Origin of the sequence: Aestuariibaculum sediminum, from assembly GCF_014596945.1 — a bacterium.
Classification (GTDB): domain Bacteria; phylum Bacteroidota; class Bacteroidia; order Flavobacteriales; family Flavobacteriaceae; genus Aestuariibaculum; species Aestuariibaculum sediminum.
On sequence record NZ_JACVXB010000006.1, the window covers coordinates 105,715 to 131,220 of the forward strand.

Annotated in this window: 23 protein-coding genes and 2 pseudogenes; 12 read left to right on the plus strand and 13 right to left on the minus strand. The window is 34.1% G+C overall.

All coding sequences use genetic code 11. The features are described 5' to 3' along the window. Positions 1-59 precede the first annotated feature (59 nt). The 4 genes from ICJ83_RS13435 (at position 60) to ICJ83_RS13450 (ending at position 3,579) form a co-directional block, all read left to right on the plus strand. Complete coding sequence (locus ICJ83_RS13435) at positions 60-803, plus strand: energy transducer TonB (RefSeq protein WP_188230921.1); 744 nt, start codon at positions 60-62, stop codon at positions 801-803. Positions 804-1,107: 304 nt separating this feature from the next. Continuing rightward, positions 1,108-2,445: a 2TM domain-containing protein gene (locus tag ICJ83_RS13440; protein WP_188230922.1), complete on the plus strand. Its 1,338-nt coding sequence runs from the start codon at positions 1,108-1,110 to the stop codon at positions 2,443-2,445. Between the two features lie 12 nt (positions 2,446-2,457). Next, on the plus strand, positions 2,458-2,787 hold the full coding sequence (locus ICJ83_RS13445; protein WP_188230923.1) for a 2TM domain-containing protein: 330 nt from the start codon (positions 2,458-2,460) through the stop codon (positions 2,785-2,787). Between the two features lie 33 nt (positions 2,788-2,820). Further along, positions 2,821-3,579, plus strand: a complete 759-nt coding sequence (locus ICJ83_RS13450; RefSeq protein WP_188231003.1) for a LytR/AlgR family response regulator transcription factor — start codon at positions 2,821-2,823, stop codon at positions 3,577-3,579. 3 nt (positions 3,580-3,582) lie between these two features. On the opposite strand, the gene ICJ83_RS13455 is transcribed toward ICJ83_RS13450, so the two are convergent. After that, a complete protein-coding gene (locus ICJ83_RS13455; protein ID WP_188230924.1) occupies positions 3,583-4,758 on the minus strand; it encodes an LETM1-related biofilm-associated protein in 1,176 nt (391 codons plus the stop codon). 145 nt (positions 4,759-4,903) lie between these two features. Here ICJ83_RS13455 and ICJ83_RS17135 point away from each other — a divergent pair. From ICJ83_RS17135 to ICJ83_RS13475, 4 genes and pseudogenes are all read left to right on the plus strand, one after another. Further along, positions 4,904-5,128: pseudogene (locus ICJ83_RS17135) on the plus strand (DUF4331 family protein); the annotation flags it as partial. 129 nt (positions 5,129-5,257) lie between these two features. Then, positions 5,258-6,172, plus strand: a pseudogene (locus ICJ83_RS16980) (DUF4331 family protein). Between the two features lie 83 nt (positions 6,173-6,255). Next, positions 6,256-7,545: a tetratricopeptide repeat protein gene (locus ICJ83_RS13470; protein WP_188230927.1), complete on the plus strand. Its 1,290-nt coding sequence runs from the start codon at positions 6,256-6,258 to the stop codon at positions 7,543-7,545. Between the two features lie 14 nt (positions 7,546-7,559). Continuing rightward, a complete protein-coding gene (locus ICJ83_RS13475; protein WP_223154779.1) occupies positions 7,560-9,794 on the plus strand; it encodes a TonB-dependent receptor in 2,235 nt (744 codons plus the stop codon). A 243-nt stretch (positions 9,795-10,037) separates the two neighbouring features. Here the strand turns inward: ICJ83_RS13475 and arsB are convergent, their stop codons facing one another. The 9 genes from arsB to ICJ83_RS13520 form a co-directional block, all read right to left on the minus strand. After that, a complete protein-coding gene (gene arsB / locus ICJ83_RS13480) occupies positions 10,038-11,084 on the minus strand; it encodes an ACR3 family arsenite efflux transporter (protein WP_188230928.1) in 1,047 nt (348 codons plus the stop codon). A 2-nt stretch (positions 11,085-11,086) separates the two neighbouring features. Continuing rightward, a complete protein-coding gene (locus ICJ83_RS13485) occupies positions 11,087-11,704 on the minus strand; it encodes an arsenate-mycothiol transferase ArsC (RefSeq protein ID WP_188230929.1) in 618 nt (205 codons plus the stop codon). Positions 11,705-11,730: 26 nt separating this feature from the next. Further along, positions 11,731-12,198, minus strand: a complete 468-nt coding sequence (locus ICJ83_RS13490; protein ID WP_188230930.1) for a DUF6428 family protein — start codon at positions 12,196-12,198, stop codon at positions 11,731-11,733. A 34-nt stretch (positions 12,199-12,232) separates the two neighbouring features. Next, positions 12,233-12,562, minus strand: a complete 330-nt coding sequence (locus tag ICJ83_RS13495; protein ID WP_188230931.1) for an ArsR/SmtB family transcription factor — start codon at positions 12,560-12,562, stop codon at positions 12,233-12,235. A 147-nt stretch (positions 12,563-12,709) separates the two neighbouring features. Next, entirely contained in the window at positions 12,710-14,245 is a 1,536-nt protein-coding gene (locus ICJ83_RS13500) for a sulfatase (protein ID WP_188230932.1), read from the minus strand. Positions 14,246-14,508: 263 nt separating this feature from the next. Next, a complete protein-coding gene (locus tag ICJ83_RS13505) occupies positions 14,509-15,309 on the minus strand; it encodes an anti-sigma factor (RefSeq protein WP_188230933.1) in 801 nt (266 codons plus the stop codon). 1 nt (position 15,310) lies between these two features. Continuing rightward, complete coding sequence (locus tag ICJ83_RS13510) at positions 15,311-15,841, minus strand: RNA polymerase sigma factor (RefSeq protein ID WP_188230934.1); 531 nt, start codon at positions 15,839-15,841, stop codon at positions 15,311-15,313. Positions 15,842-16,541: 700 nt separating this feature from the next. After that, positions 16,542-17,885, minus strand: coding sequence for an adenylosuccinate lyase (gene purB, locus ICJ83_RS13515; protein WP_188230935.1), 1,344 nt, complete (start codon positions 17,883-17,885; stop codon positions 16,542-16,544). Positions 17,886-17,950: 65 nt separating this feature from the next. Then, complete coding sequence (locus ICJ83_RS13520) at positions 17,951-18,526, minus strand: adenylosuccinate lyase (RefSeq protein WP_188230936.1); 576 nt, start codon at positions 18,524-18,526, stop codon at positions 17,951-17,953. Between the two features lie 54 nt (positions 18,527-18,580). Between ICJ83_RS13520 and ICJ83_RS13525 the strand changes: the two genes are divergently transcribed. Both ICJ83_RS13525 and ICJ83_RS13530 read left to right on the plus strand, forming a co-directional pair. Next, a complete protein-coding gene (locus ICJ83_RS13525; RefSeq protein ID WP_188230937.1) occupies positions 18,581-19,054 on the plus strand; it encodes a heme-binding domain-containing protein in 474 nt (157 codons plus the stop codon). Between the two features lie 51 nt (positions 19,055-19,105). Further along, positions 19,106-20,338, plus strand: a complete 1,233-nt coding sequence (locus tag ICJ83_RS13530; protein ID WP_188230938.1) for a glycosyltransferase family 4 protein — start codon at positions 19,106-19,108, stop codon at positions 20,336-20,338. 4 nt (positions 20,339-20,342) lie between these two features. Here the strand turns inward: ICJ83_RS13530 and ICJ83_RS13535 are convergent, their stop codons facing one another. Together ICJ83_RS13535 and ICJ83_RS13540 are read right to left on the minus strand one after the other, a co-directional pair. After that, positions 20,343-20,912 carry a hypothetical protein gene (locus ICJ83_RS13535; protein ID WP_188230939.1) on the minus strand — a complete coding sequence of 190 codons (570 nt, stop codon included), beginning with the start codon at positions 20,910-20,912 and terminating at the stop codon, positions 20,343-20,345. A gap of 77 nt (positions 20,913-20,989) precedes the next feature. Then, positions 20,990-21,577, minus strand: a complete 588-nt coding sequence (locus ICJ83_RS13540; protein WP_188230940.1) for a hypothetical protein — start codon at positions 21,575-21,577, stop codon at positions 20,990-20,992. A 157-nt stretch (positions 21,578-21,734) separates the two neighbouring features. On the opposite strand from ICJ83_RS13540, the gene ICJ83_RS13545 reads away from it, so the two are divergent. Both ICJ83_RS13545 and ICJ83_RS13550 read left to right on the plus strand, forming a co-directional pair. Continuing rightward, the gene (locus ICJ83_RS13545) at positions 21,735-23,372 is read left to right on the plus strand and encodes an ABC-F family ATP-binding cassette domain-containing protein (protein WP_188230941.1); all 1,638 of its coding nucleotides are present in this window, start codon (positions 21,735-21,737) and stop codon (positions 23,370-23,372) included. 88 nt (positions 23,373-23,460) lie between these two features. Then, positions 23,461-24,909 carry a sulfatase family protein gene (locus tag ICJ83_RS13550; protein ID WP_188230942.1) on the plus strand — a complete coding sequence of 483 codons (1,449 nt, stop codon included), beginning with the start codon at positions 23,461-23,463 and terminating at the stop codon, positions 24,907-24,909. A gap of 98 nt (positions 24,910-25,007) precedes the next feature. Here ICJ83_RS13550 and ICJ83_RS13555 read toward each other — a convergent pair whose 3' ends face one another. Beyond that, complete coding sequence (locus tag ICJ83_RS13555; RefSeq protein ID WP_188230943.1) at positions 25,008-25,418, minus strand: Hsp20/alpha crystallin family protein; 411 nt, start codon at positions 25,416-25,418, stop codon at positions 25,008-25,010. Positions 25,419-25,506: the final 88 nt, after the last annotated feature.

Consider the following 25,506-nt stretch of genomic DNA (forward strand, 5'->3'; position numbering starts at 1 on the left):
CAAATGTCATAGTATTTGGGCTATTAAATAAGTAACTTTTACTATAAAATTTAATAGCCATGTTACCTAAGAAAAATTCCGATGTAGAAATTGGCAGAAACAGCAGTATATATTTTGCTATCGGTCTTAATATTATGCTTTTTTTGTCTTGGCAAGCCTTAGAATATAAAACTTATGATAAGGAAGAGGTTGATATTGGGTATGTAAATATGCAAGCGCAAACCCAAGAAGACATTCCTGTTGTAAAAATAAGTGCTCCAGCACCTCCACCTCCGCCACCCCCTGCAATAGTACAGGAACAGGTTAGTATTGTAGAAGATGATATTGATATTGAGGAAACTATTTTTGAAAGTACAGAAACCAATCAAAGTGATGCTATTGTTGAATATAGTGCCGAGGTTGGGGTTTCTGATGTTAATGTTACTGAAATAGAAGAGGTGGCTGAGGTTCCATTTTCAATAATTGAAAGTGTTCCTGTATTTCCGGGATGTGAGGGGAAATCCAAACAAGAAACTATAAAATGTTTCAATAGAAAAGTTTTAGAGCATGTAAAAGCCAATTTTGTTTATCCTGAGCAAGCTATAGATTTGGGAATTCAAGGGCGGGTAAATGTGGTTTTTATAATTGATGACAAAGGTTATGTGACCGATATTAAATCAAGAGGACCTGATAATTTGTTGCAAACAGAAGCCGAACGCATTATAAGTTTACTGCCTAAAATGAAACCAGGAATGCAACGTGGCAGACCTGTAAAGGTGAATTATGCGGTGCCAATAGTGTTTAAATTTCATTCGTCTATTTAACCCTAATTTTTTGTAAAACCCGAATAACTTTTTTAGTAAAGTGTATCACGGGTTTAAGGTCAAGATATATTGATTCTCGATATATCTTGATTTTTTTATGCGCAAACACTTCAGACTTAAAAAATGACAATTCGGTACAAAGGATTTAAAAACTCCGTTTATTCATTGCAAATTTGTTTAAAAGTTAGAATGAAATGTTTTTATAATAATCAAAAATATTAACGAAAATAGCTTTAAACATTTCTTTTATTAACTTTAAAGATGAAGTATATCAATATATTATATATCGTAAGATTAAATCAAAATGCCTAAAACAATTAAAAATATCATTATCACCTTTTTTATTGGTTGTGCCATTTTTTTCGTTGGAAATTACATTGAAGATGGCTTACAGTTTTCTAATAGGAACGAAGTGATTCTCGATTTTGCTTTTTATCAGTTGTATGCTTTTGTTATAGGGTATTCGAATATGTTTTTTTTCGGGTACCTAGAAAAAAGGAACTGGAAAAAAACAGATTCTATAAAACGGATATTAGTTGGTATAGTAGGTTCTGTTGTTGTTACGGTGTTAGATTTATTTGTGTTACGGGCATCAATTTCTGTGGTGGTTTATGGGAATTCATTTAATCAGTTTTTAACGCACGAAAGGTTCTCGTACTACGGTTTTGGGCTAATTATAACGTTAATTATTGTTGTTATTTTTCATTTGATATATTTCTATAATCGTTATCAGCAGAATAGAATCAAAGAACAAAAAGTAATTGCTGGTACTGCCAGTGCTAAATTTGATGCGCTTAAAAATCAGCTGGATCCCCATTTTCTTTTTAATAGTTTAAATGTATTAACAAGCTTAATTGATGAAAATCCTGAAAATGCTCAAAAATTTACAACAGCATTATCAAAAATATATCGCTATGTACTTGAACAAAAAAATAAGGAATTGGTATCGGTAGATGAAGAGCTTAATTTTGCTCGAACTTATATGTCGCTGCTAAAAATGCGTTTTGAAGATAGTATTGTGTTTAAAATACCCCAACAGGCTTCAAACCCCGATTTTAAAGTAGTCCCGTTGTCGTTGCAGTTGCTCTTGGAAAATGCCGTAAAACATAATATGGTTACCGTAAATAAACCACTACATATTAACATTTTTGAAGATGAAAATTATTTAGTTGTCGAAAACAATTTGCAACCTAAGCAAATAGTGAAAAAGAGTAGTGGTGTGGGATTAAGTAATATTATGCAGCGCTACAAATTGCTTACTAATAGAAAATTAAACATCAATCAGGAGGCGAACCGTTTTGCAGTTGCAATTCCAATGCTTTCAAAACAAATATCAGTTATGAGGACATCAAATCAAACAATCGACGACAATTATGTACGCGCCCGGAAACATGTGGAAGAACTTAAAGGATTTTATTATAATCTATTTTCTTACTGCTTGGTTATTCCGTTTTTAATTTTTGTTAACTACAGAACATCTTGGCAATTCCAATGGTTTTGGTTTCCAATGTTAGGTTGGGCACTAGGGTTAAGCATTCAAGGGTTTAGGGTGTTTGTTAACGATAAGTTTTTTGGCCGAAATTGGGAAAAGCGTAAAATGGAACAATTCATGACAGAGGAAGAGCGCGCTAACTGGAATTAAATCATGAATAGAATGAGATCTTTAAGAAAAAATACAGAATCGCCATTTAATAAGGAAGATGCTTATTTAAGGGCGGAAAATAGAATTAAGAAATTAAAAGGATTTTATTGGCATTTATTTTGGTATGTAATAATTAATCTGTTTTTAATTATTTTAAAATTAGTATATGATCTGAATGATGAATTCTGGTCGTTTAATACCTTTTCAACTGCTATATTTTGGGGTGTAGGATTGTGTTTTCATGCGTTTGGAGTTTTTGGAAAACACCTTATTTTTTCCAGAGATTGGGAGAATCGGAAAATACAGGAGTTTCTAGATAAGGATAAAAATCAATGGGAATAGTGTACTAGCCATGTTCAAAAAAAATTGAAAGTGATGCATGTTATAATTATAGAAGATGAAAAACCATCGGCACGCCGTTTAAATAGGATGCTGGAAAAGCAAAATATTGTGGTGCAAACTATGTTACATTCGGTAGAAACTGCTTTGCAATGGTTTGAAAATAATAATCATCCAGATTTAATTTTCCTTGATATTCAGTTAAGCGATGGTTTGTCTTTCGAAATTTTTGAAACCATCAATATAAAAAGTGCCGTTATTTTTACTACAGCTTACGACGAGTATGCACTTCAGGCCTTTAAATTGAATAGTATCGATTATTTATTAAAACCAATAGATGAAGATGAGTTGACATTGGCGGTTAAAAAGTACCGGGAGCGAATACCAGATAAAAAATCTGTTGTGTTAGATTTTAATGATATTAAGGAATTATTGGTAAATCCAATAGATCGGGAATACAAAAAACGATTTTCGGTAAAAGTCGGACAACATTTAAAACTTATTGCGGTAAGTGATATTGAGTGTTTTTATAGTATGAATAAAGGAACATACTTACATACCAATAACGGAAGAAATTATCTTTTAGATACCACGCTCGAACAGTTGGAACATGAACTTGAGCCAGAACTTTTTTTTAGAATTAACCGGAAATTCTTTGTGAATATAAATGCAATAAACGATATGGTTAGCTATACGAATTCACGATTGGAAATTAAATTAAACTCCTTTGCTGATCAACAAGTTATTGTAGCCCGTGAACGGGTTAAAGATTTTAAAGCTTGGCTGGAAGCTTAAAAATTAATCTTCATCAATACGGTTTTCATCAAAGGCCGATGGTAATAACTTTGGAATAAATTTTACCACTAAGGGTAGTAAAATAGCTCCGCCGGGAAGCAAAAAGATTGCTAAACTTGGTATCGATTTGAAAATATCCAACAATTGTTCTTGAACTTTTTTCTGTTCCTCGGAAGTTAAATCCCGAATAGTAGACTGACTTAAAAGCACCATTAGCTCTTTACTATCTTTAAGTTCCTGGTATAATCGCTTACTATTTCTGGTAATAAGCTTTTTTACCATTTTACTCGAGTTGTTGTAAAAACTCTGAACCATATTTTTCGACCCTAATATGGCAATTTTGTCTTTATGTAGGGTGTAAAATGTGTTTACAGTTTCCAAGGACTTTTTAATAAGCGTGGTCTCAATATTCAAATCTTGACCTAACTGTATTAAAAAGCGTTTCTCGTTACTATCTATAGTTTTGTCAGTCCATGCTGCCATACATGCTAAATCTAAAATATATTGCTTTTCTAAAGGCGTTTTTATATTTGAAATAGCCTTGTCGTATGTTATGTTTTCGTGATCCTGATAGCGTAACGACGATTCTATAAGCCGAATTAAACTCTCATCATATTGGTTTTTTATGTCTTTTGAGTTTAATACATCTAGAGATATACATTCAATAGAAGCTTCTAGATTTTTAATGTAATCTATAGAAATAGATTTATTCTTTAAATACGCATCATAAGTTAATACATCAATATATAATAACGCATTAATTATAAAGTAATTAAAGTTTTTAGTTAAAATATTAGCATCTATCTGTATACGCTTGTGAATAAGCTTTTCAAGTTGTTCGTTTGATTTTTTACCCCCAAGTAATTCATCGAAAAACGATGTTTTCTTTTCGCTAATTTCGGTGTAAAAATTAATAACGCTTTCTACAAAAGGAATGTGCGTCTCAGCTTTATAATGGGTGTGAAGCAGGGCAAGACAAAGGTTTACTTTACAGAGTTCTTCTTCTATTAAGTCACCCTTTTCAACAAGTTTTAAAACCACTTTCAAATTACTGCCATAAATAAAACCGCAATCTCTTAAAGCTATGTAAAAAGACGTTTTACTAATGCCTTCCAGATTTTTATCTGGTTTAACTTCTTTAAGTAATTTTTTTATCCAACCGTTTGCAGAGGGATTCATATCACATGGTTTTATGGGTGTAAATGTAATGTTTTCAATGAAAATTAAGCAATATTTTTCTTTAACAAAATTTTAACAAAACCGATAGTTTCTTTTTTTCGTAGGTATGGGCAAGAAACAAAATTAAATACCAATTTATCAGATTATGAGAAAATTAAGAACAGTTTTAGGATTAGGAGTTTTAGCAGTGGCTAGTTACTTCGTTGTTGCAGCCGACCATATTGATGCTCCAGAGGTGCAAGGTGGTTCAAGCGATATTACAGATTTTTACGCCTTTCAAGGTGAAGATACCAATAACATGGTGTTCGTAGCTAATGTGCAGGGACTTTTAAGTCCTGCTAATACGGCTTCAGCAAGTTTTGATGAAAGCGTTATGATTGAATTTAACATTGATAGCGACAACGATTTTGTTGAAGATTACGTCATTCAGGCCATTCCAAAAAATGGAAAAATGTATGTTATCGGACCAAAAATGCCTACTCAAACAGGTTTAAATAGTATGGTAGTAGCTAGCGATATTGAAAACGCAGCAGTTACCAATATTACACCTTACGGAGCGAATGCTTTAATAGGAAGCAAAAATGGAGTTAGTGTTTTCGCTGGTCCAAGAGATGATCCTTTCTTTATGGATTTTGCACGTTATGTTCAAATTGTTACTCCAGGCGATGATGACGGTGATGGCATGGAAGAAGGTGCATTTTTACCAGATGGTATGGCTTCAGATACCTTCGCAGGAACCAATGTGATGTCTGTTGTAGTTGAAGTGCCTAAATCAACCATAGGAGGAAGCGGAACTATTAACACCTGGGTAGAATCGAAAAGAAAACAATAAAAACTAATTAACGAAAAACACACGATTATGAAAAATATTAAAATACTAGCAGCACTTCTAATAATACCATTTTTAGCATATAACTGTAGTGATGACGACGATATGAAATATGAAATGAAATGGCCTGATTTATCGGGTACTTATGTGCAGGAAGACCAAATGGGAAGACCGGCTGTAAATACTGTTTTTGTATCGGCTGCAAGCAAGGATATGTTTAACGTAACTATACCATCCATGCAAAATGCATCATTCCAAAGTATGTTTCAAACGAATTTGGAAGCTTTAAGCCCTGCCTATGCCAACGCAGGTGATAAAAATGCTTTAGGTTTAGATGCGGCAGCTTTTACAGGTGTACTGGCAACCGACGTATTAAATGTATCGTTAGATGGAACCACAACCTTTTATGACGGAACTAATGTATTAACAGGACGAAATTTATCTGATGACGTTATTACCGTTGAGTTACTGTTAATTTTTGGTGGTGAAGACTTTTCAGAAAATCCTGGGTTGTCTGATGATAATGTAGATGCCAACGATAAAGCCTTTTTAGCCTCATTTCCTTACCTCGCTTCACCTTGGTAATTTTTAAATTGAAAATCAGGAACCAAATAAATTCATTTGGTTTCTGATGTTTCTAAACTAACAACAAACAAAAACATAAAACCATGAAATTTCTATATATAATCTCGATTTGTATGCTTGCTTTATTTGCGAGTTGTACAAATTCAAAAGAAAAAATAACAGACCCTGATGCATATTCGCTTTACTTGGAGGCGGAATCTAATGAAGCGGAACAACAAACGTTGCAAGATTTAGAATTTTGGCAGGAAAAATTCATTCAAACCCCCAATCAATTTCCCTATCTGGCAAAAATTGCGGGAGCTTACAATCAGCTTTTCGGAATTACGGGAGAAGTTGCCTATTTAAAACAAGCCGAGGACACCTTCGAAACATTAAACGATAAGACGCACTACTCCAATTCAGCCTATTTAAAAGGCCTTGCAGGAACTTATATTTCGCAGCATAAATTTAAAGAGGCCTTAGCGGTATTGAAAAAAGCGGAAGCAAATGCAGATAAGCTGGAAGGTACTCAGAAAATGCTTTTTGACGTGCATCTGGAATTAGGGAACTATGAGCTCGCAAAAAGTTATTTAGATAAATTTAGTAACGATGCCGATTTCGATTATTTAATTCGTGTCGCAAAATGGTCGGATCATAGAGGGGATTTAACCGCGGCAATAAAATATTTAGAACAAGCTAAAATCAGGGCAGAGCAGTCTAACTCTAAAAGCCTGAAACAATGGATTTATACCAATTTAGCTGATTTTTATGGACATAATGGTCAAATTAAAGCCTCGTATAATCATTTCCTGAAAGCATTAGCGCTAAACCCAAATAATGCCTATGCTAAACGCGGCATTGCTTGGATTGTGTATTCGCACGAGAAAAACCCGGACGAAGCATTACGCATATTAAATGCTGTTACCCAAACCTACCACGCTCCAGATTATTATTTGCTTAAAGCTGAAATCGCCGAATTTAAAGGCGATATGAATCTTCATAGGCAAGCATTAAAAGCATATCAAACGGCAGTTAATAATCCTATGTACGGAGATATGTATAATACTTATAATGTGTCACTTTATGCCAATAATGTGGAGAAATTAGATGAAGCATTAAAACTGGCTGAAATAGAGGTGGCCAATCGTCCAACTCCAGAATCCTATAGTTTATTGGCATGGACATATTATAAAAAAGGTTTTAAAAGACGGGCATTAAAAATTGTAAAGGATCGCGTTGCCAATAAAACGTATGAGCCGCAAAGCTTACTTCATTTAGCACACATTTATAAAGCTAATAATAAGTTAAAAGAAGTAAAACATTTGAAAAACGAATTACTTGAAAGTATTTTTGAATTAGGCCCCTTAACGGCAAAAGAAATCAAAAACATTTAACCAAAAAGTCAACCATGAACCCATTAAAAATTATGACATTTATTTTCGTCATAACATACACTGATTTTTCATTTTCACAACAGTACAAAGGTGTTGTTGTGAATCAAAATAAGCAACCTTTGGAAGCGGCGTATATTTATAACTTAAACTCTAAAAGTCATGCGCATTCACTGGAAAACGGTGTGTTTGTTTTAAACCAGAGCTCGGTAGGCGATTCTATAAAAATCGGACTTTTAGGTTTTAAAAATCGGTTTTTGGTTTTAAGCGCTTCAAATTTCAATACAGAACAAACGATTGTATTAGAAGAGAAATCATTTCAATTAAGTGAACTTATAATTAGCGAAACATTAAATCCGGTAAGTACTATATCGCGTCTAGATTTAGAAACTACTCCGGTAAATTCCTCGCAGGAAATTTTAAGAAAAGTCCCTGGTTTAATTATAGGACAACATGCAGGTGGAGGAAAAGCTGAGCAAATATTTTTACGAGGTTTTGATATCGATCACGGTACCGATGTGGCACTGTCGGTTGATGGTATGCCGGTAAATATGGTGTCGCATGCACACGGACAAGGGTATAGCGATTTACACTTTATTATTCCGGAAACTATTAATAAAATTGATTTTGGAAAAGGATCATATTATGCGAATAGAGGAGATTTTGCAACTGCAGGATATGTAGATTTTTCAACTAAAGATTATTTAAAAGAGAATGAAATCGGGGTGTCTCTTGGGCAGTTTAATACTTTGCGAACACTGGGTTTATTTAACCTTTTGGAGCACGATGCCGATAAGAGTGCTTATCTCGCCGCGGAGTATTTGGCTACCGATGGGCCGTACGAATCCCCTCAAAATTTTAATCGATTAAACTTGTTTGGAAAATACAGTAGTTATTCTCCTAATAACGATAAGGTTTCAATAACCTTATCGCATTTTACCAGTCGTTGGGATGCATCAGGACAAATTCCGCAGCGCGAAGTAGACAATGGCAATATTAGCCGATTTGGCGCTATAGACGATACCGAAGGAGGTAATACACAACGCAGTAATTTAAACGTTGCTTTTAATAAGCACGTATCCGATAACACCATGCTAAAAACGAATGCTTTTTACTCGCATTATGGCTTTGAATTATACTCTAATTTCACCTTCTTTTTAGAAGATCCTGTTAATGGAGATCAAATAAAACAACAAGAAGATCGGCACATATTTGGACTTAATACGACCTTGACAAATGAGGTGTTTTTAGGTGATGTAGAATTGAAAATGACTTCGGGTATGAGCTTAAGACATGATATTGTTAACGATATTGAATTGTCGCATACTTTAAATCGAAAAACCACTTTAGAATCTATACAGTTAGGAGATTTAAATCAAACAAATTTTGGCGCGTTTAGTAGTGCACAACTAGATTTTGGTAAGCTAACGATCGCGCCAGAATTACGTATCGATTATTTTAAATTTATGTATAACGATAAGCTGGAAGAAAATTACAAAACGCAAGCCGAAACAAAAACGTTGTTAAGTCCCAAACTTAACTTTTACTATACAGCACTTTCAAATTTGCAAGTTTATGTGAAATCCGGGCTTGGTTTTCATTCCAACGATACTCGTGTGGTTGTTAGTCGGATGGGGAAAGATATTTTACCACGTTCTTATGGCGCCGATTTAGGAAGTGTGTGGAAACCGACTCCCAAGTTAATCGTTAATTCGGCATTGTGGTATTTGTTTCTGGAGCAAGAATTTGTATATGTGGGGGATGCCGGTATCGTTGAACCTAGTGGAAAAACCGAGCGTTATGGTGCCGATTTTGGTTTGCGCTATCAATTAACAGATTACCTGTTTTTTGATACCGATGCCACTATTACTAACGCAAGAAGTTTAGAGAGTCCAAAGGGTGAAAATTATATTCCTTTGGCACCAGATTTTACTTGGACAGGAGGTTTGTCGGTTAACAAATGGAAAGGATTTTCAGGTGGATTAAGATTTAGATATGTAGACGATCGGCCAGCGAATGAAGATAATAGTATTGTCGCGAAAGGTTATTTTGTTTCTGATTTTAATGTTAATTATAATTATAAGAAAGTAACCTTAAGTGTAGCTATAGAAAACCTATTGGATGCAGAGTGGAACGAAACACAGTTTGCCACAGAATCACGATTATTTAATGAAACTGCACCGGTAGAGGAAATTCATTTTACGCCGGGTACTCCATTTTTTATGAAAGCGACGGTTAGCTACCGATTTTAAAAATATAAGGGTAGGGTAAACTATGTTGAACTTGTCTTAATCATACATAGCATAAGATTTATAAAGAAATTAGTTTGGTTAGTTAATTCAACCTTACAAAACCTGGGAAATGTTGAAAAATGAAAAAGAAAAATTGATTTTCAATAGGATTTATAATGATTAAATCTAATTGGTTTTTAGGTTTTTGTTAGGTAAGGCGGTTCAATTCAATTTTTGAACCGCCTTTTTATTTGATTAAATCCTTTAATTTATTGCTTTCGGAAAGTATTTTTTACGTAACCAAAATGAAACCCTAACGAGTAAAATTAATGCAGGAACCTCCACTAGAGGGCCAATTACACCAGCAAAGGCTTGTCCGGAATTTAATCCGAAAACAGCAATGGCAACAGCAATGGCTAATTCGAAATTATTTCCAGCAGCTGTAAATGCCACCGAAGCTGTTTTATCGTATGTGCCGCCCATTGCTTTGGTAAAGAAAAATCCAATAATAAACATAAGAGCAAAATAAATAAGCAGCGGTATAGCAATGATTAAAACATCCATTGGAATTTCGACAATTAATTCACCTTTCAGAGAAAACATTACAATAATAGTAAACAATAAGGCGATTAGGGTTAATGGCGAAATAGCAGGAATAAAATTATTTGTATACCAGTCTTCACCTTTTAATTTTACAAGGATGAAACGACTTAAAATACCTAATGCGAACGGAATACCTAAATAAATAGCCACACTTTCAGCAATGGTACCAATCGAAATATCTACAATTGCACCTTCAAAACCAAAATATGGCGGTAAAACGGTAATGAAAATCCAAGCATAGAAACTATAAGCAAACACCTGAAAAATACTGTTTAAAGCAACTAGTCCAGCGCCATATTCACTACTTCCTTCAGCCAGATCATTCCATACTAAAACCATAGCGATACATCTGGCCAGACCAATTAAAATAAGTCCTACCATATATTCTGGATAATCTTTTAAAAAGGTAATTGCCAGTATGAACATTAATATTGGACCAATCACCCAGTTTAGTATTAATGAAACCGAAAGTATTTTGGTGTTTTTAAACACAGCAGGTAACAGTGCATAATTTACTTTTGCCAAAGGCGGGTACATCATTAAAATTAATCCAATAGCAATTGGGATATTTGTGGTGCCACTACTCATGGTTTGGATAAGGTTGGGGAATTTTGGGAAAAAATACCCTATGCCTACACCTATTGCCATGGCAACAAAAATCCATAAGGTTAGGTTTCTATCTAAAAAGCTTAATTTTTTTGTGGCCATAATTATAATTTAATTTTTGAAAAGACATAACATAATTCGGTGGCAATTTGAAGACTTCTTTCAAGGTATTTTTCATCCTGATAAGGTGTGTTATCAAATGCTTTAGGATCTTCAAATGTTATCGGAATACGTTTTTCGGCGCCCGGAATAAATGGGCAGCCTTTATCTGCTGAAGAGCAAGTCATGATAGCTGCAAATTCCGAATTCGGATTAAATGCGTCGTCATATGTTTTGGAAAAACCAATTACTGGGTGTTCATTATTACTGTATTTGATACTGTAAATAGGATTGTTGTTTTCAGCTATCTTAGTGATATGGAACCCTGTGTTTTTTAAAGTTTCTGCCGCTTTAGGGAAAAGGGCAGTCGCTTCTGTACCACCAGAATAACAAAACACCGATGTAATATTAAAATAATGTGCCATTGCTTGTGCCCAAACCTGTGATAAATGGCTGCGACGCGAATTATGGGTACATATAAAATTTAATCGAATGTCTTTTTTTGCATTTACTTGATCCTGAATATAATTTATTAAGGGTTGTAAAATGAGTTGTCTTTCTTTACTTGTGTTTTCAGGAGATAGGCTCTGAATCGTTTCTTCAATCTTAGGAAATAATGCCATGTTATATGAATCTATAAGTATTTAAATTAGCAACAACCGCTTCCCGGAATACAGGCGTTTGCATTTTGTAATTCTGATAATTTTACTTTTGGTTTTTCAGTAGGAATACCACAGTTGTCTTTTGCTAAACAATCGGTTTGTTTGTTGGTTAATAAGAAGGTTTTTCCATCGAAATCTAATCCAAATTTACCTATAGTTTCTCCTTGATATTCTACTTCAATTTCATAGTTTTCTAATCCTAATGTTTTTTCTGAAAGCTCAATAATATGCATTAGTTTATCGGGGTGTAATCGGTGGTCGTAATCGTTCGCATTCCACAATTGAAAATTTATAATATTTTCATGACGCACTGTGCCACCACAGTCAATAAATGTTTTATCAATTTTACCAATTTCGGTAACGTGAAAATGACTTGGAACTAACTCTCCATTAGGCAGCTGAAATGCTATAGTTTCTATGTCTTGTAAAGCATTTTTTACTTCTGATAGTTTCATGATTTTATTAATTTAAATAGTTAATGATAAAGAATTAACAGCAGGTGGTATTTGGTAAATCCTGATTTAAAAAATGAGTCATTAAAGTTTTCATTTTTGACCAGGTTTCTGGGTTTATACAATAGCATACACTAGTTCCTTCAACCGAACCTTTTATCAGTCCTAACTGTTTTAATTCTTTTAAATGTTGCGATATGGTAGGTTGTGCTAAACCTATTTCATTAACCAAATCACCACAAACACAAGTTTTAATTTTAAACAGGTGCTGAAGTATAGCCACGCGTGCTGGATGCCCAAAGGCTTTGGCAAATAAGGCAATTTCGTTTTGGAGGTCGGTAAAGATTTCGGTTTTTGCTAATCCCATATTAATTGTTTTATTGCAATATTACGATTAATATGCAGAATAGTTAAATAAAAATTACTTTATTTATTTCTTTATGATGTATTATTAGAAAAAAAGCCTTAAAGTAAGTCTATACTTTAAGGCTTTGTTTGATGAGATGTCTCGATGTTATGGCTGAATAATTTTTAAAACCTGTCCATCTTTTTCTGGATATATGGCTCCCATCTTTTCCATGTTTTCCTGTAGGAGTTTCATCATTACCTTTAGTTGCTCTTTATTCGTTTCTGCTAAATTATGAGCTTCAAAAGGGTCGTTGTTTAAGTTAAATAAGTCGTATTTTGGTTCGCCTTTAACTTGAAAATGATAAACAACTTTCCAATTGTCTTTCACAAAACTTGTAAAATAAGAACTTCTATGATTGTGCGGGAAATGATTCAAAAATACATTGTCCCGATGATCGTTGGTTTTTCCCTTTAACTGTGGTTTTAAATCGTAGCCATCAATTTTATGAGATGCTGGTATTTCAACATGAGATAAATCACAGATAGTAGGGAATAGGTCAAAAATGGTTCCCATTTGATTTTCTAATTTACCTTTGGAAATTTTAAACCCTTTTTGCACTTTAACACGTTTATTTGGTGTTACCCAAGCTGCAATAAATGGAACGCGCATACCACCTTCCCAATGCATCGCTTTTTTACCACGTAAGGGTTCAGAACTACTATAGAAATCTTTGTCTGGTAGGGGTGCATCGGAACCATTGTCACCTAAAAATAAAATAAGGGTGTTTTCACCTAAGCCTAATTCTTTAACATGGGCCATAATATCTCCAAGAGATTTGTCCATGCCTTCAATTAAGGTAGCGTAGGCTTGAGCTTCTTTGGTTTTTCCCGAATTTTCATAATGTGAAGCGAAGCGCGGATCAGATTGAAAAGGTTGATGGACCGCATAATGCGACATGTATAAAAAGAACGGTTTTCCTTCGTTTTTAGCTTCAGTTATTTTGTTGTTGGCTTCTAAAGTTAAAGCTTCAGTTAAAAAAACATCGTCGTCCCAGTATTTTTCCAGTCCAGGAACAGCGCGTGTTTTATCGCCTTTAATGTGGCCATAACCATCCCGACCATAATAACTTGCAGGGTGACCAGCACCGCAACCAGCTATATTTACATCGAAACCTAAGTTTAGTGGGTTTTCGCCATCGTATCCATTGGGACCAAAATGTGCTTTTCCAACGTGAATGGTCTTATATCCGGATTTTTGAAGCAATCTAGGTAAAGTGACTGAAGACTTACTTAAACCCTCCCAATTCCAGTTGGAAGGTCCAAATTCATTTTTGTTGTTTTTTAATAAATGAATCCAGTTTGTGGTTCTGTGACGTGCAGAATTTTGTCCGGTTAAAATTGAAGCTCGGGTAGGAGAACAAACTGAATGCGCATAAAAATTAGTAAATCTAATGCCCTGGTCAGCTAATTGTTCCATGTTGGGTGTGATGTAGAAATCATTTAAAGGATAGGTTTTGGGCTTTCCTTTTTTATCGGTTAAAAATGGTACAGAAGTATCCATTAAACCCATGTCGTCTACCAAGAAAATAATTATGTTAGGCGGTGTATTATTGTTTTGTTGAGCAAAGTTTATGTTGGTTTGAAAAAATAGTAAAACCAGAATGAGTGACAATTTGTTTATTAAGCTGTTTCTATTTCGCATGGAATGTTAGAATTGTTTATTTGTTTGATGAGCTAAAATAAAATTTTGAAAACAAAAATGGAACCAATTAACCTGTAAATTTTGTTTTGATAAGCTTGTTTTAAATGGTTTAACCGGATAAGATTATAATTAACTTAGTTCTTTTTATGTTGGACGATTTATTCCAAAATTAAATTAAAAACAGTTAAACCATAAATGATTTACTGTTTTTAATCTTTTAAGAAGTTATTTAGCGTGATATTATGCTTTATGCTATAAGGCACTTATCCTAAGTTTACAACACCTAGAGTGTAAAGGAATTCCATAGTTGGTGTTTCGCTACCTCCTGCTGGTTCTAAAGTTATTCCAAAAGCTTCACTATTATTAGAATTTTCTATTTCAAAAATTTTATTATTATCACTTATAAAATTATCAATAGTACCTAGACTGGTAGGTGTTAATGGGTTTAGTGTTAATGACCAAACCTGATACACCTTACCTTCTGGTGGTTCTGGTAATCCTTGAGCGTCTAAAAAAATGCGATTACTCTCTTTGTCCCAATACACGTTTGCATAGGTGTTGGAAAAATTACCTTGTCCTGTTAATGGCACCTTGGTAATGTTATTATCACGTAATACCGAAATTAACGTATTGGCTTCTTCTAAACTGTTTTTAGAATTGGCTATTTGCGTTTCTAATAATTGCTGTTGGGTGTTCGCAATTTGAATTTCGGATTCTAATTTATTATTTTGTTTAAGTGTCCAGAATAATCCGATGGTAAGTAAAACGGAAGCTGCCCATCCAGTATATGTAACCCAATTATATCTAGGCATTTTTACGACTTTGACATTCTTATCTTTTAAGTCGAGATGCGATTTTATTGCTTGTAAAGTTTTCTCATTGTTTTTAACTGGCGAAACCGAAGCCGTAAGCTTTATCACGGCTGCTTCAATGTCCAGAACTTCTTGAAGTATTTCAGGATATTGTAGCATCAGGTTATACACTTCTTTATTTTCTTTTTCAGAAAGTGCTCCTGCCACATATAGCTCCAATATTCCTGATTCTATGTAAGCTTTTATATCCATTTTATTTTAATACCATATTTCTTAATTCCTGTATGCAATTTCGGTTTCGAGTTTTAATCGTACCTAAAGGCATGTTTAAAGTTTCCGAAGCTTCAACTTGTGTGTAGCCTTTAAAATAAAGAAGCTCTAAAACCGCTTTACACTGTTCGCCTAATTTTTTTACGAATGCTTTAATGCCGATCGCATCCGTCGATCTATCTAAATTGTCTTTGGTTTCAAGAATATCTACGAAAAAATTAGCATTGAGGTTTTGCTTTGATTTTTTAAAAGCCTTTGATCGCGTTTTATCTATCGCTGCATGTCTTGCAATATTAAGAATCCATGTGAAAAACCGACCCTTTTCAGAAGAATAACTATCGGCATTATGCCAGGCCTTAATAAATACATCCTGCATGACTTCTTCGGCTATATCGATGTCGCGAACAATATTGAAGATGACCCCCTGCATACTTTCACTATACATATGATATAGTTTTTCGAAGGCTTTTTCGTCTTTCTGTTTAAACTTTTCAATTAAGGTGTCAAGATTCATATAGGAAATTAAGTTATCGAAAATAATAAATTAAATAAGAAAAGACTATTTATTGTTTTGGTTTTACTTAAAATTCTAAATAAATCAATATTGGGAGAATTATTCGAATAAATTTAGTTTCTTTTTCTTAATCGTTTTTATTGGAAAAGGAGAAATTGAGCTGGGTTATTACCTAGTCTGAGGGACCATCTTTATGGTTTTGGTTTATATGGGCATGAACACCACCAAAAGTCCTCATCAAAGAAATTTTGCTTTTTTTGAAAGCTTTAAAAAGGCTTCTTTATTAAATGATTAAAGCAGATTTAGGTTGTCTTTTTGCTTTTTATAAGATGGTTTGTAAAGTAGCCTAGGAATGTTTTGAATATATTGTGAAGTGTTTACGAATTTGACTTTGCACCGCAGTGTTTCTTATTCATTAATGTAATTTAATTGTTGTTTAACCTATACAAAAAAAGAGAACCAATGGTTCTCTTTTTTTATTTAATGTATTACGAATATCTTTATTCTTAAGAAATGTTATTGTCCTCTTGTTTTTCCTTATACTTAATGTAAACAAGATTTACAACTATTGTTAAAAGTAAAACAGCAAGTAATGCTTTAATCGCAAAATTGTTTAAAATATTTAACACGCCTCCCGCAAAAAATACGGCTATTAATATACCGCAAAGCAATAGTGATTGTCTGTCTTTTAACATATAAATTAAATTCCCGTATAATTACCAGGTGTAATACGTTTTAATTCTTCTTTTATTGTTTCAGAAACCTCTAAAGTGTCAATAAAATTAGAAATAGAATTTTGATTTATCTTTTCATTTGTACGTGTTAATCCTTTTAGTGCTTCATATGGATTAGGGTAGGCTTCACGACGTAATATGGTTTGAATAGCTTCAGCAACAACCGCCCAGTTATTTTCTAAATCTTCCTCGAATTTAGCTTCGTTAAGTAGTAATTTGTCTAAGCCTTTTAAAGTCGATTTAAATCCTATTATAGTATGTCCAAATGGCACACCAACGTTTCTTAATACAGTACTATCGGTTAAATCGCGTTGTAATCTTGAAATGGGTAATTTGGCCGCCAAATGCTCAAAAATAGCATTGGCAATACCTAAATTTCCTTCAGAATTTTCAAAATCTATGGGGTTTACTTTGTGAGGCATTGCGCTACTACCAACTTCACCTGCTTTAATTTTTTGCTTAAAATAATCCATAGAAACATAGGTCCAAATATCTCTATCAAGGTCTATAATAATATTGTTAATGCGTTTTAAGGTATCAAATAAAGCGGCCATATGATCATAATGCTCAATTTGCGTTGTAGGGAATGAATGGTATAAACCAAGTTTTTCCTGAACAAATTTAGTTCCAAAAGCTTTCCAGTCGATTGCTGGGTAAGCTACGTTGTGCGCATTATAGTTTCCTGTAGCACCACCAAATTTAGCGGCATTTGGTATATCGTTTAATAGTTTTACTTGCTCTTCTAAGCGAACTACAAATACTTCAATTTCTTTACCTAAACGCGTTGGCGAAGCAGGTTGGCCGTGCGTTCTGGCTAACATTGAAATTCCAGACCAATCTTGAACTAAAGTTTTAAGTTTATTTACTACTAAAGTGTATTCTGGCAAATAAACATGATTTACTGCTTCCTTTATGCTTAACGGAATAGCCGTGTTATTAATGTCTTGCGATGTTAATCCGAAGTGGATAAACTCTTTATATTGCGATAAGTTTAAAGCATCAAATTTTTCTTTGATAAAATATTCAACGGCTTTAACATCGTGGTTTGTTACTTTTTCAATGTCTTTTATCGCAATGGCATCTTCACTTGAGAACTCTTTATAAATAGCTCTTAAATCTTCAAAAATTGAAGCGTCAACCTCTTTTAATTGTGGTAATGGAATTTCACATAAAGCGATAAAATATTCTATTTCGACTAGAACGCGATATTTAATTAAAGCTTCCTCAGAAAAATAAGGTGCTAAATCTTCAGCTTTACTTCTGTATCTTCCGTCTATTGGAGAAATGGCGTTAAGTGGTGATAATGACATAAAATGATTGATTTTTTACAAGTTGCAAAGATAGCTTTTTTACCCGTAAAGAACACCTGTCGGGCTTATAAGTTTTTATGCTTTTTAATTTTATTTAAAATATGTCTGGAACGCGATTTGAAAGCTGCTGATTGATGGTGAAAATCTCGCTTTAAAATTTGTATTAATTCAGGGTGAATCCAAGATGTTTCCAAGCCCAGAAAAAAAAGACTTTGCATGGCATGTACCTTTGAGGCAACTTTGTGGTCGTTAATCAACCAATCGAAACAGGATTCAATAATGTGTTCTTTGTGTTTTGTAGTTAATACTTTTTTAAATTCATTAGTTTCTTTTGAAGTATATGCTTCGGTAATTAAAGCACAAATTTTAGCAGTTGGACGTATTGAAGATTCTAAATGAATGTTTTTTAAATTATTTGTGAAAACTTCTAAAAAAGGTATCACGGCATTTAAGTTTTCAAGACAAACAAATTCTAGCACCCATAATGCACGCGATGACGTTTCGGAGTTTGTTAATAATGAGATATCTAATAGTTTGGGAAATAACGTCATGTCTTTTAATACCATTTCTGCATATTTTAAACGATTTTCTCTCGCCCCCGACATATTAGTTAATTCATTAAAAAATTCATCATTAGTCATTTTATATTTTATTACATTTAGCCTTTTAAAATTCAAGTCAAAAAAACATCTGATATGAAATTAACAAAAAAAATTGTTCTGGCGCTATTGGCTTTAATTGTTATAGCTCAATTTTTTAAACCAGAAAAAAATAGTGGAGATATGGCTTCTATAGAGCCTTTTTTAGCAGAAACTAACCCGCCCGAAGATGTGAAATTGATTTTAAAAGAAACGTGTTATGATTGCCATAGTGATGTAACACGATACCCATGGTATAATAATATAACACCAGTAAATTATTGGTTGGCCGAGCATATTGAAGACGGTAAAAAGCATTTCAATGTGTCGAATTGGGTTGATAATTCGGTGAAGCGAAAAGACCACAAATTTGAAGAGCTTATTGAAATGGTGGAAGATAAAAGTATGCCGTTAAAATCGTACACCATTACCCATAGTGAAGCGAAGCTATCCGATGATCAAATTAAAGCGGTTGTCGATTGGGCTAAAATGGTGCGTACTAAATATGCAATGATGCCTAAACCCGAATAAAAGTTCGGTTTTAACGGTTATTTTTGCTGAAAAATAAAATCTAAATTTTTCATGCCAAAGCGTTTGTTAATTATTGGTTTTGTTTGGCCTGAACCTAAAAGTTCAGCTGCTGGAAGCAGAATGATGCAGTTAATTCGGTTTTTTCAATTAGAAAATTATGAAATTACTTTTGTTAGTGCTTGCGCCAAAACCAACAATGCAGTAAACCTTAATGCTATTGGTGTAGAAGATGCGTTTGTAGAATTAAATAATTCTAGTTTTAATGGTTTTATTAAAACCTTAAAACCCGACGTCGTTTTATTTGATAGGTTTATGACCGAGGAGCAGTTTGGTTGGCGTGTGGCACAAGAATGCCCGAATACTATTCGGGTTTTAGATACCGAAGATTTACATAGTTTGCGAAAAGGCAGACATCAAGCGTTTAAGGATAAGCAACCATTTTCAAAACGCTATTTATTCAATGAAATAGCCAAGCGAGAAATAGCCAGTATTTATCGATGCGATTTAACTTTAATGATTTCGGAAGCTGAAATCGAAATTTTATCAACCGATTTTAACGTACCAAAATCGTTATTGGTTTATCTTCCTTTTTTGCTTGAAAAGTTGCCAGAGGAATCAATTGAAGAGTTGCCTTATTTTGAACAACGCAAACATTTTGTAACCATTGGCAATTTTTTGCATGAGCCGAATTTTAATGCGACCTTATACCTAAAGGAAACGATTTGGCCTTTAATCAAAGAAAAGTTACCTCATGCAGAAATGCATATTTATGGCGCTTATGCCACACAAAAGGTAAACCAATTAAATAATATTAAGGAAGGTTTTATGGTTAAAGGCTTTGCCGATGATGCGAATAAAGTTATGCAGCAGGCACGCGTTTGTTTAGCGCCGCTAAGGTTTGGTGCTGGTTTAAAAGGAAAATTAATTGATGCCATGAAAAACGGAACACCTTGCGTAACAACGCGTATTGGAGCAGAGGGTATGTTTGGGAATTTAGCACCAAATGGCTTTATAGAAGATCTACCAGATTTATTTGCCGAAAAGTCAGTACAATTGTATCAGGAGGAAAGTCTTTGGAGAAATAAACAATTAAAGGGTTTCGAAATTATTAAAAAGAGATTTGACGCTGCTAAGCATCAGAAAAATTTATTAGCTGTATTAGTAGAAACCGAAAAGAATCTACCAAATCATCGATTAAATAATTTCACCGGACAAATGCTTCAGCATCACGCCATGCAAAGCACAAAGTATATGAGTAAGTGGATTGAGGAGAAAAATAAATAATTTTCTACTTCAAATCAGATAAATCTAACCATTCAAAATTAGATAGTTTTATGCCCACTGTGCAATCGTCCATACAACCATCAGGGATATAATAACAATCTTTAATAATGTCGTTGCTATCGTAATTAAAAACCACCTTATTGTCGGAAGCGTCTACCGAAAGGTACTCCCTTAAACAGGAATCGTAAAGGTTGTCTATAGTTATTGCCGGTGCACCTGATGCATGCGTGTTTAAAGCTGTTTTATTTTCAGTGAAATTCTCTAAAACAATTCTGTTTTCGAAACCCAGATAATGTCCTGTATCTTCATTAAATAACGAATAAGATTCGTGAACTCTCGAGAAAACTATTCCGTTTATAACCGTAATCGTTGTATTCGTACCTGAACCAAATACAGAGCGGGTACTTATTGTGTATTTATACGAATTGCCATTGGAATCTTTTAAATTATTCCATTGGTCTAAACTTATTCTATAATCGATAAGACTTTCGGCTTTAGTTGCTCGATTACCATCACAACTTAAATAAATAAAAGCTAAAAGAGATAGCGTGAGGGCAACAAATTTCTTTTTCATAAATCCTTTTCTTCTTTGTTTAGGGATCCTAAAAATAAGAAAAAGGTTGCTATTTGTCAAGTTATTCAATTTTAAACTTATAACCATTTAAAGTTAGTGAGCTTAATACCGGTGTAACAATTGTCTGAGCAAAGGTTAGAGGTATAATAACAATTTTTTAAAAGGTTGAGATCGTCAACTTCGAAAACTATATTATTTGTTAATGCATTTACAGTCAAGTATGTGTTTAGGCAAGTGTTATAAAGTTCGTCTATAGTCAAGGCGGGAGCAGCATAACAATATGAAATCGAATTTAAATCGTCTTCACTGGCTTCACAAGAATGAGAGCCAATATTAGATATGTCTTCAATAAAAGAAGTTAAAATAATTCGATTTTCATATTTCAAACGGTTATTGTCCTCATCATATAACGTGTACTCTTCATAAACTCTGGAAAATACAATTCCTTTTTTAACCGTGATTTTAGTTTGGTTCAAATAACCTAAATTAGTTTTCGAACTTACGGTATACATATAAGAACTGGTATGCGAACGTTTTAGATTTTGCCAATGATTCAAACTCATTTTAAAATTTGAAAGTAATTCGGTACCGGAAGTGTCCTCAATATCGTTGGAACAATTTAAGAATAAAAGTACGCATGTTATTAAAAAGGGTTTCTTAAGCATTTATAGACGGTTTAAAGTCTGCCAAGGTACGTTTGTGTCTTATTGTTAAAGTCATGAAAGTTTTAATAAAACGTTAAGAATAGTTTTTTTCAATGTTATTTTACCGTAGCTAATTAGAAGGCTTTTTGCTAGTTTTGCAGCTTTAAATTTCACAAATATGATTTCAGTTGATGCTTTAGCGGTAGAGTTTGGAGGAAGCGCTTTATTTAGCGATGTATCTTTTACGATAAATGAAAACGATAAAATTGCTTTAATGGGCAAGAATGGTGCAGGAAAGAGTACAATGATGAAGATAATAGCCGGCGAACAAAAGGCAACACGTGGTCATGTGCGATTTCCTAAAGACGTTGTTATAGCTTATTTGCCTCAACACTTATTGACGGAGGATAACTGTACCGTTTTTGAAGAAGCCTCAAAAGCCTTTAAACATATTTTTGAAATGCGCGATGAAATGGATCGCTTAAATAAAGAATTAGAAACACGCACCGACTACGAGTCGGATGCGTATATGAATATCATAGAAAAAGTTTCCGATTTAGGAGAGAAGTTCTATGCGCTTGAAGAAATTAATTACGATGCGGAAGTGGAAAAAGCTTTGCGCGGACTTGGTTTTAAAAGAGAAGATTTTACAAGGCTTACCAGCGAATTTAGTGGAGGATATCGCATGCGTATAGAATTGGCGAAAATACTGCTACAAAAACCCGATTTAATTTTACTGGATGAACCTACAAACCACATCGATATCGAATCGGTAATTTGGCTGGAAGATTTTTTAATAAACAAAGCAAAAGCAGTAATGGTTATTTCGCACGATAAAGCCTTTATCGATAATATTACCAATCGTACCATAGAAGTTACTATGGGCCGCATCTACGATTATAAAGCGAACTATTCTCATTATTTACAATTACGCGAAGACCGAAGGGCGCATCAATTAAAAGCTTACGAGGAGCAACAAAAGTTTATAGCAGACAATAAAGCGTTTATTGAGCGATTTAAAGGAACATACTCTAAAACTAATCAAGTTAACTCGCGGGAGCGCATGCTTGAAAAGTTGGAAATTATAGAGGTAGATGAAGTTGATAATTCGGCCTTAAAATTACGTTTTCCTCCGGCGCCACGATCTGGAGATTATCCGGTAACAGTAAAGGATTTATCAAAATCTTACGACGACCATATTGTGTTTAAAAATGCAAGTATGTCTATATCCAGAGGAGAAAAAGTTGCTTTTGTAGGGAGAAATGGAGAAGGTAAATCGACCATGATTAAAGCTATTATGGGAGAAATTGATGTAGAAGGTCAATGCGGTTTAGGACATAACGTCAAGGTGGGATATTTTGCGCAAAACCAAGCCTCGTTGTTAGATGAAAACTTAACCATTTTTCAAACAGTTGATGAAGTTGCCGAAGGAGATATTCGAACACAAATTAAAAATATATTGGGAGGATTTATGTTTAAAGGCGACGATATCGACAAAAAGGTAGGCGTGCTTTCAGGTGGCGAAAAAACCCGTTTAGCCATGGTGAAATTGCTTTTAGAGCCTGTAAACCTCCTTATTCTCGATGAGCCAACCAACCATTTAGATTTAAAGTCGAAAGATGTATTAAAGGAAGCTTTAAAGAATTTTGATGGAACGCTAATTTTGGTTTCTCACGATCGTGATTTTCTTCAGGGGCTTTCAAATAAAGTATTCGAATTTAAAGACCAGCGGGTTATTGAACATTTCGAAACGATTGACGATTTCTTAACACGTAATCGCATTGAGAGCTTAAAACAAATCGATTTAAAGGTATAAATCCTGCATCCGTCTAATAAAGAGATGGAAACCATATTTTTATTCTATTTTTAGGGTAAATAATTTAAACACCCTAATAGAAAGTTTTATGAAGCACCTTTTTTATTGCATTCTGTTTGTTGGATTGTGGTCATGTAAGCAAGCAGAAAATCAACTAGTAAACAAGCAAGAAAAACCTAATGTGGTCTTGTTTTATTTGGATGATAGTGCTTATGGAGATGTAGCACATAATGGTAATCCTACAATTAAAACACCCAATATTACTAAGCTTAAAGAGAGCGGTGTTAATTTTACACAGTTTTATGTTTCGGCAGCTGCGTGCTCAGCATCAAGATATTCGTTACTTACAGGGCGGTATCCTGGCAGGTCTGGTTTAGGTTGGTGGGTTATTTCCCCTGGCACGAAAAGGTATTTACATACAAATGAACTCACCTTAGCCGAAGGTTTAAAATCGGTAGGTTACAAAACAGGTATGTTTGGGAAGTGGCATTTAGGAACCCCAAACGAAAAGAATAATTTTACACCAGACGCATTACCATTAGCTCATGGTTTCGATGAATGGCTAGGAACTAATGTTTCTCATGATTACAATAACGCCATGCTACTAAAAAGTGATCCTAACGGTAACCAGCCAGCGAAGGGATATAGTATAATTGCTAAAAACTTACCTTCTGATACGTTAACCTCCCAATCGTTAACCGGAGTGTGTACTAAGGCAGCAGTAGAATTTATACAGAAAAACAAGTCAAATCCATTTTTTGCTTACATACCATATAATATGCCGCATTTAGGGCTATTTGTAAGTGATAGATTTAAAGGTGTATCACGTAATGGTGAGTTAGGCGATGTCATGGAGGAATTAGACGCTGCTATTGGTGAGGTTTGCAATGCCCTTGAAAAAGCGGGTGTTCGCGATAACACCATTGTAATTTTTTCTTCAGATAATGGTCCCTGGGTAAAATGGAGTACAGTGGCTGAAAGTGAGAAGTATGGAGATACACGTTTAAAGGTGGGCTATGCAACACCGTTTCGTGATGGAAAAGGTTCTACTTGGGAGGGCGGCCATCGTGTACCAGGCATTATTAGTTGGCCTGCAAAAATTAAGGGCAATAGAAACGAGCAAACGCCCATAACCACTTTAGATATTTTACCAACGATACTTTCAATAGCAGGGGCAGACTTGCCTAAAGACAGAACTATAGACGGTAGAGATTTAAGTGCATGGTTAACCAATGAATCTACTGATAAAGCACCAGAAGAATTTAAATTCTTCTATTCTTACGATGATAATATGCCATCGGCAATACGAAAAAATGCATGGAAATTACATACCCGTATTGGTTCTCAAACAGGTAATAACTATGGTTATGAAGTTTCAAAGGAAGCTCCTATTTTATTTCAAGTAGAGCAGGATTTAGGTGAGCGTATTGATGTAGCTGAAGAAAAAACAACACTGGTAGGCGAATTACTGACGGAGTTTAATGCGTTTGAAGAACAACTAAAATCGGAAGGTAGTTTCTGGGATGATAAGCAGTAGAAAAAGTTCTCATTAAGTTCAGTATTATTGCAAATAAAAAAAAAACCGATTGAAAATTAAAACATTCAGTCGGTTTTTTTATGTTATGTAGACGAAAATCAGGCTTTAGATTTATATAAGTCGAAGCTTAATATTTCATTTTTATAATCTACATCTATTTCGTTTTTACGAACATCATCAGGTAAGTCGAATTTACGCTTGAATAATGCAGACGGGTAGCAGTAATAATGTTTTGAATCAGAATTTTTATTCTGATTGTTGCCGTGTCCAATGCGTTCTGTAGTTACAACAAGTTTATCGCCAGAAATATAAAAGTTAAAATCATCTTTTATGTAACCTGGAATTTTCAATTCGTAATGATAACACGTGGCAGTTTCTTGTACTTTGGTTTCAGGTAACTCAGATACTTTTGCTAATTTCTCTTTTTTTTGTTGAATTTCTAAGTCTTTTTGTCGCCTGTAATAGGAGGAATGCGAGTGTTTGTTGTCTTCTTTAATTTGTGATAGCATGGTAATGTTATTAGTTTTAGTTTGTTGTAGAAAAAATAAAGACATTGCATAAGCTCGTAAGCTTGCATTAGGGAACAATGGTAATTGG